At 71.0% G+C, this 15,758-nt stretch carries 16 protein-coding genes; 9 read left to right on the forward strand and 7 right to left on the reverse strand.

The genetic code is table 11. The annotated features are described in order from the left end of the window. Positions 1-114 precede the first annotated feature (114 nt). The 6 genes from OG904_RS13240 (at position 115) to pstB (ending at position 7,809) form a co-directional block, all read left to right on the forward strand. Positions 115-2,445 (forward strand): RNA degradosome polyphosphate kinase, encoded by a 2,331-nt coding sequence (locus tag OG904_RS13240; protein WP_405490556.1) that lies wholly within the window; start codon positions 115-117, stop codon positions 2,443-2,445. Continuing rightward, complete coding sequence (locus tag OG904_RS13245) at positions 2,426-3,382, forward strand: CHAD domain-containing protein (protein WP_405490558.1); 957 nt, start codon at positions 2,426-2,428, stop codon at positions 3,380-3,382. The genes OG904_RS13240 and OG904_RS13245 overlap by 20 nt, the downstream gene beginning before the upstream one ends. A gap of 279 nt (positions 3,383-3,661) precedes the next feature. Beyond that, positions 3,662-4,798, forward strand: a complete 1,137-nt coding sequence (gene pstS, locus OG904_RS13250; protein WP_405490560.1) for a phosphate ABC transporter substrate-binding protein PstS — start codon at positions 3,662-3,664, stop codon at positions 4,796-4,798. A 133-nt stretch (positions 4,799-4,931) separates the two neighbouring features. Beyond that, complete coding sequence (pstC, locus tag OG904_RS13255) at positions 4,932-5,921, forward strand: phosphate ABC transporter permease subunit PstC (RefSeq protein ID WP_405490562.1); 990 nt, start codon at positions 4,932-4,934, stop codon at positions 5,919-5,921. Further along, on the forward strand, positions 5,921-7,003 hold the full coding sequence (gene pstA, locus OG904_RS13260) for a phosphate ABC transporter permease PstA (protein WP_405490564.1): 1,083 nt from the start codon (positions 5,921-5,923) through the stop codon (positions 7,001-7,003). Before pstC ends, pstA begins: the two co-directional genes overlap by 1 nt. Positions 7,004-7,032: 29 nt before the next feature. Next, a complete protein-coding gene (gene pstB, locus OG904_RS13265) occupies positions 7,033-7,809 on the forward strand; it encodes a phosphate ABC transporter ATP-binding protein PstB (protein WP_328299559.1) in 777 nt (258 codons plus the stop codon). 124 nt (positions 7,810-7,933) lie between these two features. Here pstB and OG904_RS13270 read toward each other — a convergent pair whose 3' ends face one another. Beyond that, the gene (locus OG904_RS13270) at positions 7,934-8,932 is read right to left on the reverse strand and encodes an anion permease (RefSeq protein ID WP_405490566.1); all 999 of its coding nucleotides are present in this window, start codon (positions 8,930-8,932) and stop codon (positions 7,934-7,936) included. A 5-nt stretch (positions 8,933-8,937) separates the two neighbouring features. Further along, entirely contained in the window at positions 8,938-9,558 is a 621-nt protein-coding gene (locus tag OG904_RS13275; protein WP_073920857.1) for a DUF47 domain-containing protein, read from the reverse strand. A gap of 261 nt (positions 9,559-9,819) precedes the next feature. Between OG904_RS13275 and OG904_RS13280 the strand changes: the two genes are divergently transcribed. Further along, positions 9,820-10,266, forward strand: a complete 447-nt coding sequence (locus tag OG904_RS13280) for a metal-sensitive transcriptional regulator (RefSeq protein ID WP_405497981.1) — start codon at positions 9,820-9,822, stop codon at positions 10,264-10,266. A gap of 23 nt (positions 10,267-10,289) precedes the next feature. Here the strand turns inward: OG904_RS13280 and OG904_RS13285 are convergent, their stop codons facing one another. Together OG904_RS13285 and OG904_RS13290 are read right to left on the reverse strand one after the other, a co-directional pair. Continuing rightward, the gene (locus OG904_RS13285) at positions 10,290-10,436 is read right to left on the reverse strand and encodes a hypothetical protein (RefSeq protein WP_328304365.1); all 147 of its coding nucleotides are present in this window, start codon (positions 10,434-10,436) and stop codon (positions 10,290-10,292) included. A 150-nt stretch (positions 10,437-10,586) separates the two neighbouring features. Beyond that, positions 10,587-11,426 (reverse strand): hypothetical protein, encoded by an 840-nt coding sequence (locus OG904_RS13290; RefSeq protein ID WP_405490568.1) that lies wholly within the window; start codon positions 11,424-11,426, stop codon positions 10,587-10,589. Between the two features lie 412 nt (positions 11,427-11,838). Here OG904_RS13290 and OG904_RS13295 point away from each other — a divergent pair, with 412 nt between their 5' ends. Both OG904_RS13295 and OG904_RS13300 read left to right on the forward strand, forming a co-directional pair. Beyond that, positions 11,839-12,018 carry a hypothetical protein gene (locus OG904_RS13295; protein WP_405490570.1) on the forward strand — a complete coding sequence of 60 codons (180 nt, stop codon included), beginning with the start codon at positions 11,839-11,841 and terminating at the stop codon, positions 12,016-12,018. 71 nt (positions 12,019-12,089) lie between these two features. Then, positions 12,090-12,344, forward strand: a complete 255-nt coding sequence (locus OG904_RS13300) for a hypothetical protein (protein ID WP_405490572.1) — start codon at positions 12,090-12,092, stop codon at positions 12,342-12,344. Between the two features lie 166 nt (positions 12,345-12,510). Here the strand turns inward: OG904_RS13300 and OG904_RS13305 are convergent, their stop codons facing one another. The 3 genes from OG904_RS13305 to OG904_RS13315 all read right to left on the reverse strand — a co-directional run bounded on the left by OG904_RS13305 (position 12,511) and on the right by OG904_RS13315 (position 15,576). After that, positions 12,511-13,236: a phosphatase PAP2 family protein gene (locus OG904_RS13305; RefSeq protein WP_405490590.1), complete on the reverse strand. Its 726-nt coding sequence runs from the start codon at positions 13,234-13,236 to the stop codon at positions 12,511-12,513. Between the two features lie 213 nt (positions 13,237-13,449). Next, the gene (locus tag OG904_RS13310; RefSeq protein WP_405490592.1) at positions 13,450-14,469 is read right to left on the reverse strand and encodes an NlpC/P60 family protein; all 1,020 of its coding nucleotides are present in this window, start codon (positions 14,467-14,469) and stop codon (positions 13,450-13,452) included. A gap of 291 nt (positions 14,470-14,760) precedes the next feature. Next, complete coding sequence (locus OG904_RS13315; protein ID WP_405490593.1) at positions 14,761-15,576, reverse strand: thioesterase family protein; 816 nt, start codon at positions 15,574-15,576, stop codon at positions 14,761-14,763. Positions 15,577-15,758: the final 182 nt, after the last annotated feature.

Genomic DNA, 15,758 nt, shown 5'->3' on the forward strand with positions numbered 1-15,758 from the left:
ATTAACCGGGCATTAATGCGCGCTCGCGAAGCTGACCCCATGCAGCCCCGACTCCGACTGACGGCCGACACTTCCGACGCGCCTGTCCTGCCGCGTGCGCGGAAGAATGGAGTCATGAGCCAGAAGCCCAGCGCAGCCCCCTCCGAGGTCCCCGCCCAGCAGCCGCCGCACAAGTTCGCGTCCCCGTCCGCGCCCACCGCCGCGGACGTCTCGGCACGCGCAGCCGCCGCCGCGGCCTCCCCCGAGGCCGTGGCCGCGCGCGCGGCCACGGGCGCCCACGCGCGCCTGGGCTCCATAGCCGCCCACCGCCCGCACGTCGATCTCGAACCGGATCTCGACGCGGACCTGGACGCCTACGACGACAAGGAGTCCGGTGAGCTGCCCCCGGGCCGCTTCCTCGACCGGGAGCGCAGCTGGCTCGCCTTCAACGAGCGCGTCCTGGAGCTCGCCGAGGACCCGGCCACCCCGCTCCTGGAGCGCGCGAACTTCCTGGCGATCTTCGCGAGCAACCTCGACGAGTTCTTCATGGTCCGCGTCGCCGGCCTCAAGCGCCGCATCGCGACCGGCGTCGCCACCCGTTCGGCCTCGGGCCTGCAGCCCCGTGAGGTCCTCGACCAGATCTGGACCCGCTCGCGCGAGCTCATGGCCCGCCACGCCGCCTGCTTCCAGCAGGACATCTCCCCGCAGCTCGCCGAGGAGGGCGTCCACCTCATCCGGTGGCCCGACCTCACCGAGAAGGAGCAGGCCCGTCTCTTCACGCTGTTCCGCAACCAGATCTTCCCGGTGCTCACCCCGCTGGCCGTGGACCCCGCGCACCCGTTCCCGTACATCTCCGGCCTCTCCCTGAACCTGGCCGTGGTCGTACGCAATCCCGTCAGCGGCCACCGCCACTTCGCCCGCGTCAAGGTCCCGCCGCTCCTGTCCCGCTTCCTGGAGGCCTCCCCGCAGCGCTACGTCCCGCTGGAGGACGTCATAGCCGCGCACCTGGAGGAGCTGTTCCCCGGCATGGAGGTGCTCGCGCACCACATGTTCCGCGTGACCCGCAACGAGGACCTCGAGGTCGAGGAGGACGACGCCGAGAACCTCCTGCAGGCCCTGGAGAAGGAACTCATGCGGCGCCGCTTCGGCCCGCCGGTCCGCCTGGAGGTCGAGGAGTCCATCGACCCCGGCGTCCTGGACCTCCTCGTGCAGGAGCTCAAGGTCAACCCCTCCGAGGTGTACCCGCTGCCCGGTCCGCTGGACCTGACCGCGCTCTTCGGGATCGCCTCGCTGGACCGGCCCGAGCTGAAGTTCCCGAAGTTCGTCGCCGGCACGCACCGCGACCTCGCCGAGGTCGAGTCCGCCTCCGCGCCCGACATCTTCGCCGCGCTGCGCGAGCGGGACGTGCTGCTGCACCACCCCTACGACTCCTTCTCCACCTCGGTGCAGGCCTTCCTGGAGCAGGCCGCCGCCGACCCCGACGTCCTCGCCATCAAGCAGACGCTGTACCGCACCTCCGGCGACTCCCCGATCGTGGACGCCCTGATCGACGCCGCCGAATCCGGCAAGCAGGTCCTCGTACTCGTGGAGATCAAGGCCCGCTTCGACGAGCAGGCCAACATCAAGTGGGCGCGCAAGCTGGAGGAGTCCGGCTGCCACGTCGTCTACGGGCTCGTCGGCCTCAAGACCCACTGCAAGCTCTCGCTCGTCGTCCGCCAGGAGGGCGACACGCTGCGCCGCTACTCCCACGTCGGCACCGGCAACTACCACCCCAAGACGGCACGGCTCTACGAGGACCTCGGCCTGCTCACCGCCGACCCGCAGGTCGGCGCGGACCTCTCCGACCTCTTCAACCGGCTGTCCGGCTACTCGCGCCGCGAGACCTACCGCCGGCTGCTAGTCGCCCCGCGCTCGCTGCGCGACGGCCTGATCTCCCGGATCGACAAGGAGGCCGCCCACCACCGGGCCGGCCGCCCCGCGTACGTGCGCCTCAAGATGAACTCGATCGTCGACGAGGCGCTCATCGACTCCCTCTACCGGGCCTCGCAGGCCGGCGTGCCCATCGACATCTGGGTCCGCGGCATCTGCGCGATCCGCCCCGGGGTCCCCGGGCTCTCGGACAACATCCGGGTCCGCTCGATCCTCGGCCGCTTCCTGGAGCACTCCCGGGTCTTCGCCTTCGGCAACGGCGGCGAACCCGAGGTGTACATCGGCAGCGCCGACATGATGCACCGCAACCTCGACCGCCGCATCGAGGCCCTGGTCAGGGTCGTCGACCCGGCCCACCGTGCGGCGCTGGACCGGCTGCTGGCCACCGGAATGTCCGACTCCACGACCTCCTGGCACCTGGGCCCGGACGGCGAATGGACCCGGCACAGCACCGACGGCGAGGGCCAGCCCCTGCAACACGTTCAGGAGATGCTCATTGACGCCCGGAGGCGCCGGCGTGGCTCAGCCAAACCATGACCTGACCGCGACGGCGGCAGGCACCGTACTCGGTACGTACCTGCGGTCGCAGGCCACCGCCTTCCTGCGCGGGCTGCGCCTGCACGACGAGGGCGCGGCGAGCGGGACCGCCGAGGGGAGCGAGGCGGCGCGCAGCCTGCGGGGGGCCGCGCGCCGCATCTCCTCGTCGCTGTCCACGTTCAGGGCGGTCGCCGACTCCTCCTGGGCGGATTCGCTGCGCACGGAGCTGGTCTGGCTCTCGGCGACGCTGGCCGACGAGCACGCGTACGCCGCCCGGCTGGTGCGGCTGATGGACGCGCTGCACCGGCTGTCGGGAAGCCCCGAGGTGCCGGCCCCCAGGGGCACGGCGGGGCAGCTGACCGTGGGCTCGGCGCGGGCGGGCGCACTGCTGGAGCGCCAGCTCACGCTGGCCCGTACGCGGGCGCACTCCGCGACCCTCCAGGCGCTGGGTTCCTCCCGCTTCCATGCCGTCGCGGACGCGGTGGCGGTCCTGGCCTCCGAGGTCCCGCTGGATCCGGTGGCCGCCCGGGGCCGGGTGGACGACGTACTGGTCCCGCTCGCGGAAGTGGCTCATTCCCGCCTGTTCACGGCGGTCGCCTCCCTGCCCGAACCCTCACCCTCGCACCCGTACGACGCGGACCACGACGGCTCGTGGAACGAGGTGCGCCGCCTCCTGCGGGTGCACCGGTACGCACGGGAGGCGCTGGGCGACGACGTGGCCCGGTTGACCGCCGCGGGCGAGGCCCTGACCCGCCACCGCGACGCGGCGGAGGCCGCCGCCGCCTCGGCCACGGCCGCCCGCACCCCCCGCATCGCCCCGGCCACGGCCTACGCCCTGGGGGTGCTGCACGCGGACCAGCGGCACGAGGTGGAGGCCTCCCGGCTCACCTTCCAGCACATCTGGCAGCTGGCTGATTCCAGCCAGGCCGCCGTGTGAGCCGCGCGAGCCGCATCGGTCACGCCGCGGTAACGGCGGGATAACAGGAGATGACGTCCGGCGGTGAACCCGCCCGGACACACCGCCCCGTCCGCCACGGTTCACCATCCGTTCACTTACCCCGGTCGGCCGCTTCACCTGATCTGCCTAACTTCGTAGACGCAGGGAGTGAGCGGCCGCCCAGGCGGGTGGTTCCTTCCAGCACCAAGACGTAGTCCTCTTCGCACGCCGCCCCGACACAGAAAGCGGCCGGCGGCTTCTGGAAGGAAACACCCGAAAGTGAAGCTTCAGCGCAAGAACATGCTTCGTGCCTCCGCCCTCGGGGCGCTCGTCGTGTCCGGCGCCCTGGTCCTCACGGCGTGCGGCTCGGACGACAACACCAAGACCGACGGCGCTGCCACGGGCAAGCCCTCCGCCGCCGCGAGCGACATCAAGTGCGGCGACGCCAAGGGCAAGCTGCTGGCCTCCGGCTCCTCCGCGCAGAAGAACGCGGTCGACCTGTGGATCAAGAACTACATGGCGGCCTGTTCCGGCGTCGAGGTCAACTACAAGTCCTCCTCCTCCGGTGAGGGCGTCGTCGCCTTCAACCAGGGCACGGTCGGCTTCGCCGGTTCGGACTCCGCGCTGAAGCCCGACGCCGTCGAGGAGTCGAAGAAGATCTGCACCGGCGGCCAGGGCATCGACCTGCCGATGGTCGGCGGCCCGATCGCCATCGGCTTCAACGTCGCCGGCGTGGACAAGCTGACGCTGGACGCCCCCACCCTCGCCGCGATCTTCAACGACAAGATCAAGAAGTGGGACGACGAGGCGATCAAGAAGCTGAACCCCGGCGTCACGCTTCCCTCCACCGCGATCCAGGCCTTCCACCGCTCCGAGGACTCGGGCACCACCGAGAACCTCGGCAAGTACCTCAAGGCCGCCGCGCCCGAGGCCTGGACGTACGAGGCCGCGAAGAAGTGGCCGGCCCCGGGTGGCCAGGCCGCCTCCGGTTCGGCCGGCGTCGCCTCGCAGGTCAAGGCCGTCGACGGTGCGATCGGCTACTTCGAGCTCTCCTACGCCTCCTCGCAGAGCATCAAGACCGTGGACGTGAACACGGGCGCCGCCGCCCCGGTCAAGGCCACCGGCGAGAACGCCTCCAAGGCCATCGCCGCCGCCAAGGTCTCCGGCACCGGTTCCGACCTGGCGCTCAAGCTCGACTACGCCACCAAGACCGAGGGTGCCTACCCGATCGTCCTGGTGACCTACGAGGTCGTCTGCGACAAGGGCAACAAGGCCGACACGCTCCCGACCCTGAAGTCCTTCCTGAACTACACCGCGTCCGACGCGGGCCAGAAGGTCCTCACCGAGAACGGCTACGCCCCGATCCCGGCCGAGATCAACACCAAGGTCCGCGAGATCATCGCGACCCTCAGCTGAACCTGACCCCCCGGACCACCGGTCCGCTCCCCCCGTCCGGGGAGCGGACCGGCCCGGGGACCCTCCCCTCCACCCAGGGGATCCGGTGCACCGCCGCCCGGGGGGCCTGCCCCCCATCCAGACCGGAAAGACCATGGCTTCCACCACACCCACCCAGATAGACACGGCTCCGCCGGTCCCCCAGAGCGCAAGGTCCACCGGCCGAGCCGGTGACAAGATCTTCGCCGGGCTCTCCAAGGGCTCAGGCATCCTGCTCCTGGTGATCATGGCGTCGATCGCCGTCTTCCTCACCTACCGTGCCTCCATCGCACTGGCCGACAACGAGGGCAACTTCCTCACCACGTTCGACTGGAACGCGTCGGCCAAGCCCCCCGTCTTCGGCATCGCCGTCCTGCTCTTCGGCACCGTCGTCAGCTCGATCATCGCGATGGCCATCGCGGTTCCGATCGCCGTCGGCATCGCCCTCTTCATCTCGCACTACGCGCCGCGCAAGCTGGCCGCGCCCCTCGCCTACGTGGTCGACCTGCTGGCCGCAGTGCCGTCGATCATCTACGGCATCTGGGGCGCGCTCTTCCTCGTCCCGTACCTCGGCGGCCTGAACATGTGGCTCGACGAGTACATGGGCTGGACCTACGTCTTCGACAAGACCCAGGTCGGCGTCGCGCGCTCGCTCTTCACCGTCGGCATCCTGCTCGCGATCATGATCCTCCCGATCGTGACCAGCGTCAGCCGCGAGGTCTTCCTGCAGGTCCCGCGCATGAACGAGGAGGCCGCACTGGCCCTCGGCGCGACCCGCTGGGAGGTCATCCGGATGTCGGTCCTGCCCTTCGGCCGCTCCGGTGTCATCTCCGCCTCGATGCTCGGCCTCGGCCGCGCGCTGGGCGAGACCATGGCCGTCGCGACCGTCCTCTCCCCGAGCTTCCTGATCTCCGGCCACATCCTGGACCCGGGCGGCGGCACGTTCGCGCAGAACATCGCCGCGAAGTTCGACGAGGCCAACGAGTTCGGCCGCGACGCCCTGATCGCCTCCGGCCTCGTGCTCTTCCTGCTCACCCTGCTGGTCAACGGCGCCGCCCGGCTGATCATCGCCCGTCGCAAGGACTTCTCGGGGGCGAACGCCTGATGAGCCACGCACTCCAGGACCCGCGCCCCTCCCGGGCCCGCAAGTCCGTCGCCCCGACCAGCCTGACGCAGGGCAACCTGCCCCGCTGGGCCCCGGCCGCCATCTCGGTCCTCTCCATCGCCCTCGGCTGCGGCCTCGGCGCCCTCCTCGGCCTGCAGAGCCGGATCCAGTGGGGCCTGCTCGCCGCCATCCTCTTCGTGGTCATCACGTACACGGCCAGCTCGCTGATCGAGAACCGCCGCCAGGCCAAGGACCGGGTCGCGACCTCCGTCGTCTGGGTCTGCTTCGTCCTCGCCCTCGTCCCGCTGCTCTCGCTGCTGTGGACGACCATCAGCCGCGGCATGAAGGTCCTCGACGGGGACTTCCTCGGCCACTCGATGAACGGCGTGACCAGCTTCGAGGCCGGCGGCGGCGTCTACCACGCCCTCCTCGGCACCATCGAGCAGGTCGCCCTGGCCACCGCGATCGCGGCCCCCATCGGCTTGCTGACCGCCGTCTACCTGGTCGAGTACGGCCGGGGCTCGCTGGCCAAGGCCGTGACCTTCTTCGTGGACGTCATGACCGGCATCCCCTCCATCGTCGCGGGTCTGTTCATCCTGACGACCTGGAACCTGCTGCTCGGCTTCGGTCCCTCCGGCTTCGCCGGCGCGATGGCCCTGTCGATCCTGATGATGCCCGTCGTGGTCCGCTCCACCGAGGAGATGCTCAAGCTCGTCCCGAACGAGCTGCGCGAGGCCGCCCTGGCCCTCGGTGTACCGAAGTGGCGCGTGATCCTGAAGGTCGTGCTCCCCACCGCCATCGGCGGCATCTCCACCGGCGTGATGCTGGCCGTCGCCCGCATCGCGGGTGAGACCGCCCCGATCATGCTGCTGGTCTTCGGCTCCCAGCTGATCAACAACAACCCCTTCGAAGGCCCTCAGTCCTCGCTCCCCCTCTACATCTGGGAGCAGTACAAGGTCGGCAGTGAAGCCTCCTACGACCGGGCATGGGCCGCAGCGCTCGTCCTGATCGCCTTCGTCATGATCCTCAATCTGGTGGCCCGCGGCATCGCCCGCTGGAAGGCCCCGAAGACCGGTCGCTGACGCGACCACATGAAAGCGAAGTGACCACCATGGCGAAGCGAATCGACGTCAGCGGACTGTCCGCCTTCTACGGCACCCACAAGGCCATCGACGACATCTCGATGACCGTGGAACCCCGCTCCGTGACGGCCTTCATCGGCCCCTCCGGCTGCGGCAAGTCCACCTTCCTGCGCACCCTGAACCGCATGCACGAGGTCACCCCCGGAGGCCGCGTCGAGGGCAAGGTGCTCCTGGACGACGAGAACCTGTACGGCCCCGGCGTGGACCCGGTCGCGGTCCGCCGCACGGTCGGCATGGTCTTCCAGCGCCCCAACCCCTTCCCCACCATGTCGATCTTCGACAACGTGGCGGCGGGCCTGCGCCTGAACGGCTCCTTCAAGAAGTCCGAGCTCACGGACATCGTCGAGAAGTCCCTGCAGGGCGCCAACCTCTGGAACGAGGTCAAGGACCGCCTGAACAAGCCGGGCTCCGGCCTCTCCGGCGGCCAGCAGCAGCGCCTGTGCATCGCCCGCGCCATCGCGGTCGAGCCCCAGGTCCTCCTGATGGACGAGCCCTGCTCGGCCCTCGACCCGATCTCCACCCTCGCCATCGAGGACCTGATCGGCGAGCTCAAGGAGCGCTTCACGATCGTCATCGTGACGCACAACATGCAGCAGGCGGCGCGCGTCTCCGACCGCACGGCCTTCTTCAACCTCTCCGCGGTCGGCCAGCCCGGAAAGCTGGTCGAGATCGACGACACGGACCGGATCTTCTCCAACCCGTCCGTGCAGGCGACCGAGGACTACATCTCGGGCCGCTTCGGCTAAACCGGGATGTTGCAAGACGTCCTGCGGTGCTGCATGGCGGTGCCACCGCAAGGCGGAAGAAAGAAAAGGGCCGGCTCCCCCTGGGTGGGGGGAGCCGGCCCGCTTCTTTGCCCTGCGCGGCGTCTCAGCCGACGGCCAGGTTCACGATCCAGAAGCTGACCGCGGCGACCAGGGCCGCGGCCGGCATGGTGATGAACCATCCCAGGATGATGTTCTTGGCGACGCCCCAGCGGACCGCATTGACCCGCTTGGTGGCGCCCACGCCCATGATCGCCGAGGTGATCACGTGGGTGGTGGAGATCGGCGCCTGGTACAGGTAGGACGCCGTGTACATGATCGACGCACCCGTCGTCTCGGCGGCGAAGCCCTGCGGCGGGTCGAGCTCGATGATCTTGCGGCCCAGGGTGCGCATGATGCGCCAGCCGCCCGCGTACGTACCGAGCGAGAGCATCACGGCACAGGCGATCTTGACCCAGACCGGGATCGGGTCGCCGTCGCCCTGGACGTCGGCGATGACCAGGGCCATCACCACGATGCCCATCGTCTTCTGCGCGTCCTGCAGACCGTGGCCGAGGGCCATGGCGGCCGCCGAGACGGTCTGGGCGATCCGGAAACCGCGCTTGGCCTTGTGCGGGTTGGACCTGCGGAACATCCACATGATCGCGACCATCACCAGGTAGCCCGCGATCAGGCCGACGACGGGCGAGAGGAACATCGGGATGACGACCTTCTCCAGCACCCCGTGCCAGATGACGCCGATCCCGCCGGCCAGCGCCGCGCCCACCATGCCGCCGAACAGCGCGTGCGAGGAGGACGAGGGCAGGCCGAAGTACCAGGTGACCAGGTTCCAGACGATCGCGCCGACCAGCGCGGAGAAGAGGATCCACATCCCCCGGTCCCCGTGCGGGGTCTCGATGAGCCCCTTGCTGACCGTCTTGGCAACACCGCTGCCGAGGAAGGCACCGGCCAGGTTCATCACCGCGGCCATCGCGAGCGCGGCGCGCGGGGTCAGCGCACGGGTCGAGACCGAGGTCGCGATCGCGTTCGCGGAGTCGTGAAAACCATTCGTATAGGTAAAGCCGAGCGCGACACCGATGGTCACGATCAGAGCGAAGGTGTCCACGAGGTTCAGGACTCCTTGACCGCGATGGTCTCCACCGTGTTCGCAACGTGCTCGAACGCGTCGGCCGCCTCTTCGAGCACGTCGACGATCTGCTTGAGCTTCAGCACCTCAATGGCGTCGTACTTGCCGTTGAAGAGCTGGGCGAGCAGCTTGCGGTGGATCTGGTCGGCCTGGTTCTCGAGGCGGTTGACCTCGATCCAGTACTCGGTCAGGTTGGTCATGGTCCGCAGGTGCGGCATGGCCTCGGCGGTCAGCTCGGCCGCGCGCGCCAGTACCTCGATCTGCTGCTCGACTCCCTTGGGGAGCTCCTCCACGTTGTAGAGGACGACCAGGTCGACCGCCTCCTCCATGAAGTCCATGATGTCGTCGAGGCAGGACGCCAGGTTGTAGATGTCCTCGCGGTCGAACGGCGTGATGAAGGAGGAGTTGAGCTGGTGGAAGATCGCGTGGGTCGCGTCATCCCCCGCGTGCTCCGCTGCCCGCATCCGCTCCGCGATCTCGGCTCGGGCGGAGGAGTCCGCTCCGAGCAGTTCCATCAGGAGCTTCGAGCCCGTGACGATGTTGTCCGCGGATGCGGCGAACATGTCGTAGAAGCTCGTCTCCCTGGGGGTCAGACGAAATCGCACGTGAGGTCCTCGGGGTGCATTGGATTCGGTCAGGCTGATGCTAGGCGCATCCCCCGGCCACGGCTAACCGGCGGTTCCCCAGTGTCCTCCATCAGGCAGAGTGAGGACCACGGTCCCCCCGCTCCCGCGGCCGGGGGCCGGTACCCTATACCCATGAGGGGTATGCACTCCTCGATCCGGACCACGGGAGGACGCATGACTGCCATCCAGGCGGAGGGCTCCGGAGCCGAAACGGGCACCGAAACCGGCACGGGTACCGACATGGGCACTGGTACGGACACGGGCACGAGCACGAGCACGGGCGCGGTCACCGACACGGGCGCGAGCACGGGCGCGGTCACCGACACGGGCGCGAGCACGGGCGCGGTCACCGACACGGGCGCGAGCACGGGCGCGGTCACCGACACGGGCGCGAGCACGGGCGCGGTGCACGGATACCACCACCAGAAGGACGAGCACCTCAAGCGACTGCGCCGGATCGAGGGCCAGATCAGGGGCCTCCAGCGCCTCGTCGACGAGGACGTCTACTGCATCGACATACTCACCCAGGTCTCGGCGAGCACGAAGGCACTGCAGTCCTTCGCGCTCCAGCTGCTGGAGGAGCACCTGCGGCACTGCGTCGCGGACGCGGCCGTCAAGGGCGGGGCCGAGATCGACGCCAAGGTCGAGGAAGCGACGAAGGCGATCGCCCGCCTGCTGCGCACCTGACCGGGGTCACGGGACGGGGCGGCCTACCGCCCCATCAGCACCTCATCGATCCGGTCCTGGCTGAGCCGGTCCTCGTTCGCGGCCGAGGCCGCGATGATCAGCTCCCCGCACAGCTCGATCTCCGCGAGAGCCACGAGGTCCTGCACCGTCGAACCGCCTGCGGGAGTCACGCGTGTCACCTCTCTCTGCCGTCGTCGTCCGGTCGCCGGCGCTCGGTTTCCCAGCCTAGGGAGCGCACGGCGCGGCGCACATGACACGGATGGACCATTTCCGGATACCCGGCCATGGTCCGATCGCGCCGCCCTCACCGGTCCGGCCGACTAGTCGGCGATCTTCCCGGCGTAAATGTCCGCTTCCGGCGGCAATACGACGGTGACCGGAGTCCCGAAGCCGTAGAGCAGCGTGGTGGAGGACACATCGATCACGCCATTGTTCACGTAGGTGAAGCGGTGGCAGACCTTCCGCAGCCGGCCCTCGGCGTCGAGGTACGCGTCGAACGGCACCGCACCCTTGCTGAACCCTTTCGCCGCCGCCTCCAGTGCCCCCTTCACCGCCGGGGAGGCGTCCGCCGCGGCCCGCGCGATGTCGGTCGTGCCCCGGTAGTGCCGGACCTTGGTCCCGGCCACCTCCGCCTCCCCCACGTACGTCACCTCCCGCGCGCCGCGCAGCAGCTCGGCGGCGGCCATCGGGTCGGTGGCCCCGCCCGTGACGAGGTTCCCGTCGGCGAGGGCCGTCGTGTCGACCCGCACCCACTTGTCGTCGGGGACGCCCGCGCCCCGGTTCTTCATGTAGAGCGCGCCGGGCACGAGCAGTTCGGTGATGGGCCGGTGCTCGGCCTGGCCCTTGGCGTCGGCGGGGAGCATCACCAGCAGCTGCCCCATCCGGTTCTTGAAGTCGACCCCGCCCTCGCCCCGGATGGTGACCCGGGTGCCGCCGGTCGCCATTTCCATGGCGGTACGGGCCTGCGCGCTCCCGGTCGCGGCCAGCGCGTCGGCGGCTGCGCGGACCGTCGCCGCCGGGTCGCCGCCGGGGCGGGCGTCATCGCCGGCGACCGCCTCGCCGCCGCACCCGCTCAACGCCGCCACCGTCAGGACCAGGCCGACCGCGCCCGTCACCCGACCCGCGCGCCCCGGCCTCCACCTGTGCTGGTGCACCACCATCGCCGCCAACCCCCAACGCGTGACCACTGTCTGCCCGAGGCCCCCACCCACTCCGCTTAACGACTCCCCACCCCTCCCGTCACGGCCCACCCCCGGTCCTACGCGGCCGCGGGGGAGCCCGGGGGCGCGCGCTGGGGGGCGGGGGCGGAGCTGGGGGAACCGGTCCGAGCCCCCAGTGGCCGGGGGTCCGGGGGTCCGGGGGTCCGGGGCGCAGCCTCGGTTTCGGGAAGGGGCGGGAAGGGGCGGGAAGGGGACAGCCCCGCGGGGAGCCGGTGCGCACCCACCCGCACGGACAGGTTCCGGTCACGGTCTCCTCCCCGGCAGCCGCGCCCTCCCCCGGCCCGGCCCCGCCCGGTACCGTGGTCCCGTGGAACTGCACACCGAAGCGACTCTTGTCCCTCCGTTTGCCGCCGTGCCGTTGCCCCGCGACCCCCTGGGACCGGCCCCCGACCTGCCACCCGCCGGTCACACCACGAGCACCTCCGAGCGAGGCGCGTTCTGCCTGGCCCTCTGCACCTGCGGCTGGCGCGGCCCGGCCCGCCGCTCCCGTGACCTGGCCCGCAAGGACGCCACCGGCCACACGTCGCAGTAGCCCCGGCCCGCCGTTCCCCCGATCGGACGGCCCGGCTGGCCGACCCGCCCGGGAGCGGATGCCCTTGACTCATGCCCGGACCCGCGCCCCGACTCGCCGCCCTCCTCTGGGCCCTGCTGATCGCGTTCACCCCGACCGCCCCGGCCTCGGCTTCGGCCGCCCCCGCCCGGGCCAGCCCCGTCGGCACGGCAGACGGCCCCGGCGACATCGCCCTGGCCATCGGCGTCACCACCGCCGCGGCCACCGCGACCGGGCTGTGGCTGCGCTCCCGTTACCGTCGCTCCGACGCGGATCCGGACGGCACCGAGGGCGGCGGCGACCCGTGACCCGGCCCCCACGCACCCGCCCGCCCGCGATCCGGCTCTGCTTCGGCGCCGCGGCACTGTGCCTCCTGGCGGCCGTGCTGCTGACCGTCTGGGACTCGTACGGGATCGACTGAACGCCCAGGCCGCGCCCAGGCCGCACCCGGACCGCGCCCGGGGCGCCGCGCCCTCAGGCGGCGAGGTCGCTCTCGTGCTCGCGCCCCACGGGCGGAGCCGCGGCCGCGGCCGCCGCGAGGTCCACCGGCCGGGTCGTCACACGGCCCCGCGCCCGCACCAGTACGCCCAGCCGCGGAGACCGGCCCACCGCCCGCACCACCGGAGTCAGCAGCGCCATCGCGAGCGGAGCGAGCAGCAGCACCACCGCGGTGCCCAGCGCGAGCCCCCCGATGACGTCGGTCGGGTAGTGGAGGCCCATGTAGACCCGGGTGAAGCCCTCCACCAGGGCCAGCCCGATCCCGAAGTAGCCGAGCCTGCGGTGGGCGATGAACAGCCCCACCCCGAGCGCCATCGCGAGCGTGGCGTGGTCGCTGACGAACGAGAAGGCGCTGTGGCCGATCCCGGCGCCGGGATCCAGCACCTCCACCCCGCCGTGCTGCGCGGCCGGCCGCGGCCGGCCCACGAACTCCCGCAGCGGGACGTTCAGGAGCAGCGCGGCCCCGGCGGCGAGTGGCGCCCACACGAGCGCGGCCAGGGATTCGACGGCGGCGGCCTCGTCCTGCCGGCGCGCCCCGCGCCAGCACCACAGCATCAGGAGCACGAGGGCGAGCAGGATCCCGTACTCGCCGATGACGGACACGGCCCGGTCCAGCCAGCTCGGGGCCCGCCCGGCCAGTCCGTTGATCTCGTACAGCAGGCTTACATCCACGTTCGGCCCACCGGTTGTGAGTCCAGCCATGGTGATGCGGCCCCTTGCCCTTGCCTTGGTACGCCTGCGGCCGCACCCCTGCGTGCGGCCCTTCGCCCCCCGGTGATCAGTCCGGTGTTCCCGATGATTGCGTCCCCGTGCCCCATGGAACGCCCGTTCTGGCTGCTACGTTCCACTCTCCACCGAATGATCACCCCAACGTTATCGAAGAGTGACTCATCGTCGCAGCTCAGGGCCTTGGGTTCACGCTGAGTTGCCGGTGCTTTCGCGCCTCGGCAGTGCCTCCGCACCGTCCTTCGTCACCCGGGTCGCACCGAAGTAGTCGGGCGTGTCGATCTTGTCGAAGCGGATCACGGCGCCGGTGTACGGGGCGTTGATCATGTACCCGCCGCCCACGTAGAGCCCGACGTGCCGGATCTCCCGGGAGTTCGTCAGATCGTCGGAGAAGAACACCAGGTCCCCCGGCAGCAGTTCCGCGCGCGAGGGGTGCGGACCGGCGTTGTACTGGTCGTTCGCGACGCGGGGCAGCTCGATCCCCACCGACTCGTACGCGGCCTTCGTCAGTCCCGAGCAGTCGAACCGGCCGTCCTGGTCGGCCGTCCCGTTCCCGCCCCACAGGTACGGGGTCCCCAGCTGCTTCTGCGCGAAGTAGATCGCCCCGGCCGCCTGCTGCGAGGGCGCCACCCGCCCGACGGGGGCCTCGAAGCTCTTGGCGAGGGTGGTGATGGTCTTCACGTACCCCTGGGTCTCCCGGAACGGCGGGACGCCCTGGTACTGCGTCACCGCGCCGGGACCGGCGTTGTACGCGGCCAGCATGTTGCTGACGGCGTCCCCGGGCACCTTGCTCACGTAGCGCGCCAGCTCGCAGTCGTACGAGGCCGCCGACGGGATCGCGTCGTTCGGATCCCAGATGTCGCGGTCCCCGTCACCGTCCCCGTCGATGCCGTGCGTCGCCCAGGTCCCCGGGATGAACTGCGCGATGCCCCGCGCGTCCGCCGGACTCACCGCACCCGGGTTCCACCCGCTCTCCGAGTACAGCTGGGCCGCCAGGACCGCGGGGCTGAGCGTCGGGCAGAGGTTGCCCCACTTCTGCACGAGGGGCTGGTACTTCCCCGGCACGGCCCCCTTCGCGAGCCCCAGGGCACGCCCGCCGGCGCCGCTCGCGATGCCCGCGGCCGCCGAGTACGTACCGATCACGAGCAGGGCGAGAAAGCACAGGCACGCCCCGAAGCTGATTCCACCGACCACCCAGAGTCTGCGCACCCGCCAACCTTCCCCCATCGAACGGCTTTTCCCGGGGCTCCTGCCACCTCGTGTCGAATCATCCCGTCCGGGGGCCGCCACAGAAACCGTTGCAGCGCAAGGAGTTGGAGCACGGACCCGGCAAATGGCCGAACTCATCAGACGATACGAAGACTTCCGCGAGCACCCGTCCCGGCTCCCCGGCCGGCCCCGCGGCCCCTCTCGTAGCCACTCTCGCGGCCGGCCCCACGGGTGGCCTTGCGGCCATCCCCGCAGCCACCCCCGCAGCCATCCCCGAGGCCACCCGCGCGGCTATCCCCGCGGCGCCACGAACAGGCTCTGCGCGCTCCGCCCGATCGGGCCCTTCTCGTCGTGCAGCCGGGCGTCCGCCAGGCCGATGCCGGCCGCGTCCACGCTCGTACGCGCCTCCACGCACACCCATTCCCCGACCGGATGGCGGTGCAGGTGCACGGTCAGGTCGCCGTTGACGAAGAGGTACTTCCCGAAGTCCATGACGGAGCTGATCCCGTTGCCCGAGTCCGCCGCGACCAGTACGCGGTCCAGCGGCCTGGGCTCCTCCCCGGCCACCAGCGGCACCCGCATCCGCATCCAGCAGGTGCCGGGCCCGAGTTCGACGAACGCGCCCCGCGTGAACCGGGTCTCCATCGCCGAGTGGTAGCCCTTCTCCCACGGCACCGGGAAGAACGGGGTCACCCCCACCTCCCCGGGCGGCGGCAGCTCCGGCCCGGGCGCCACGGCCGGTACGGACTCCCGCGCCATCCGGATCCGCAGGGCCCGCGCCAGCATCACGGGCGCGGCCCCGGCGGGGGCGAGCGCGGCCTCGACCACCTCGGTGCCCCGGCCGGCCCGGAGCACGCTGGTGGTCAGCTCCAGCGGGCCGATCGGCACCGGGCGCAGGATCTCGTACGTGATCCGGGCGATCCGCATGTCCTCCCGCCCGCCCGGCCGTTCCTCGATCGCCCGCCCGAGCAGCGCGGCGGGGGGACCTGCGTGCTGGGAGCCGGGGTCCCACGGGCCGCGCGTGTAACCGGTCGCCAGGAACCGTCCCGCGTCGATCCGTTCGTAGAACCCGGCGACATCGCCCTCGACAGCTCCCTCGGCACCCATGCCGGCCACGCTACCGACAGGTAATACGGCTCCGCCAGACCTTCCTGCGGTACTTCACCCACACCTGGGCCGCACCCGGCCACACCCGGGGCCGCACGTGCGCCGCACCTGCGCCGCCCCCGGCCGCCACGGGCCGAACCGGCGCCGCCCCCGGCCACCTCGGGCCGCCCCCGGCCCCCCGG

Source organism: Streptomyces sp. NBC_00096, from assembly GCF_045041305.1.
Classification (GTDB): Bacteria; Actinomycetota; Actinomycetes; order Streptomycetales; family Streptomycetaceae; genus Streptomyces.

Bases quoted from the DNA above. Each gene is read 5' to 3' on its own strand.
- OG904_RS13240 (WP_405490556.1), top strand. From the start codon at position 115: ATGAGCCAGAAGCCCAGCGCAGCCCCCTCCGAGGTCCCCGCCCAGCAG.
- pstC (WP_405490562.1), top strand. From the start codon at position 4,932: ATGGCTTCCACCACACCCACCCAGATAGACACGGCTCCGCCGGTCCCC.
- pstA (WP_405490564.1), top strand. From the start codon at position 5,921: ATGAGCCACGCACTCCAGGACCCGCGCCCCTCCCGGGCCCGCAAGTCC.
- pstB (WP_328299559.1), top strand. From the start codon at position 7,033: ATGGCGAAGCGAATCGACGTCAGCGGACTGTCCGCCTTCTACGGCACC.
- OG904_RS13280 (WP_405497981.1), top strand. From the start codon at position 9,820: ATGGGCACTGGTACGGACACGGGCACGAGCACGAGCACGGGCGCGGTC.
- OG904_RS13290 (WP_405490568.1), bottom strand. From the start codon at position 11,426: ATGGTGGTGCACCAGCACAGGTGGAGGCCGGGGCGCGCGGGTCGGGTG.
- OG904_RS13300 (WP_405490572.1), top strand. From the start codon at position 12,090: ATGCCCGGACCCGCGCCCCGACTCGCCGCCCTCCTCTGGGCCCTGCTG.
- OG904_RS13305 (WP_405490590.1), bottom strand. From the start codon at position 13,236: ATGGCTGGACTCACAACCGGTGGGCCGAACGTGGATGTAAGCCTGCTG.
- OG904_RS13315 (WP_405490593.1), bottom strand. From the start codon at position 15,576: ATGGGTGCCGAGGGAGCTGTCGAGGGCGATGTCGCCGGGTTCTACGAA.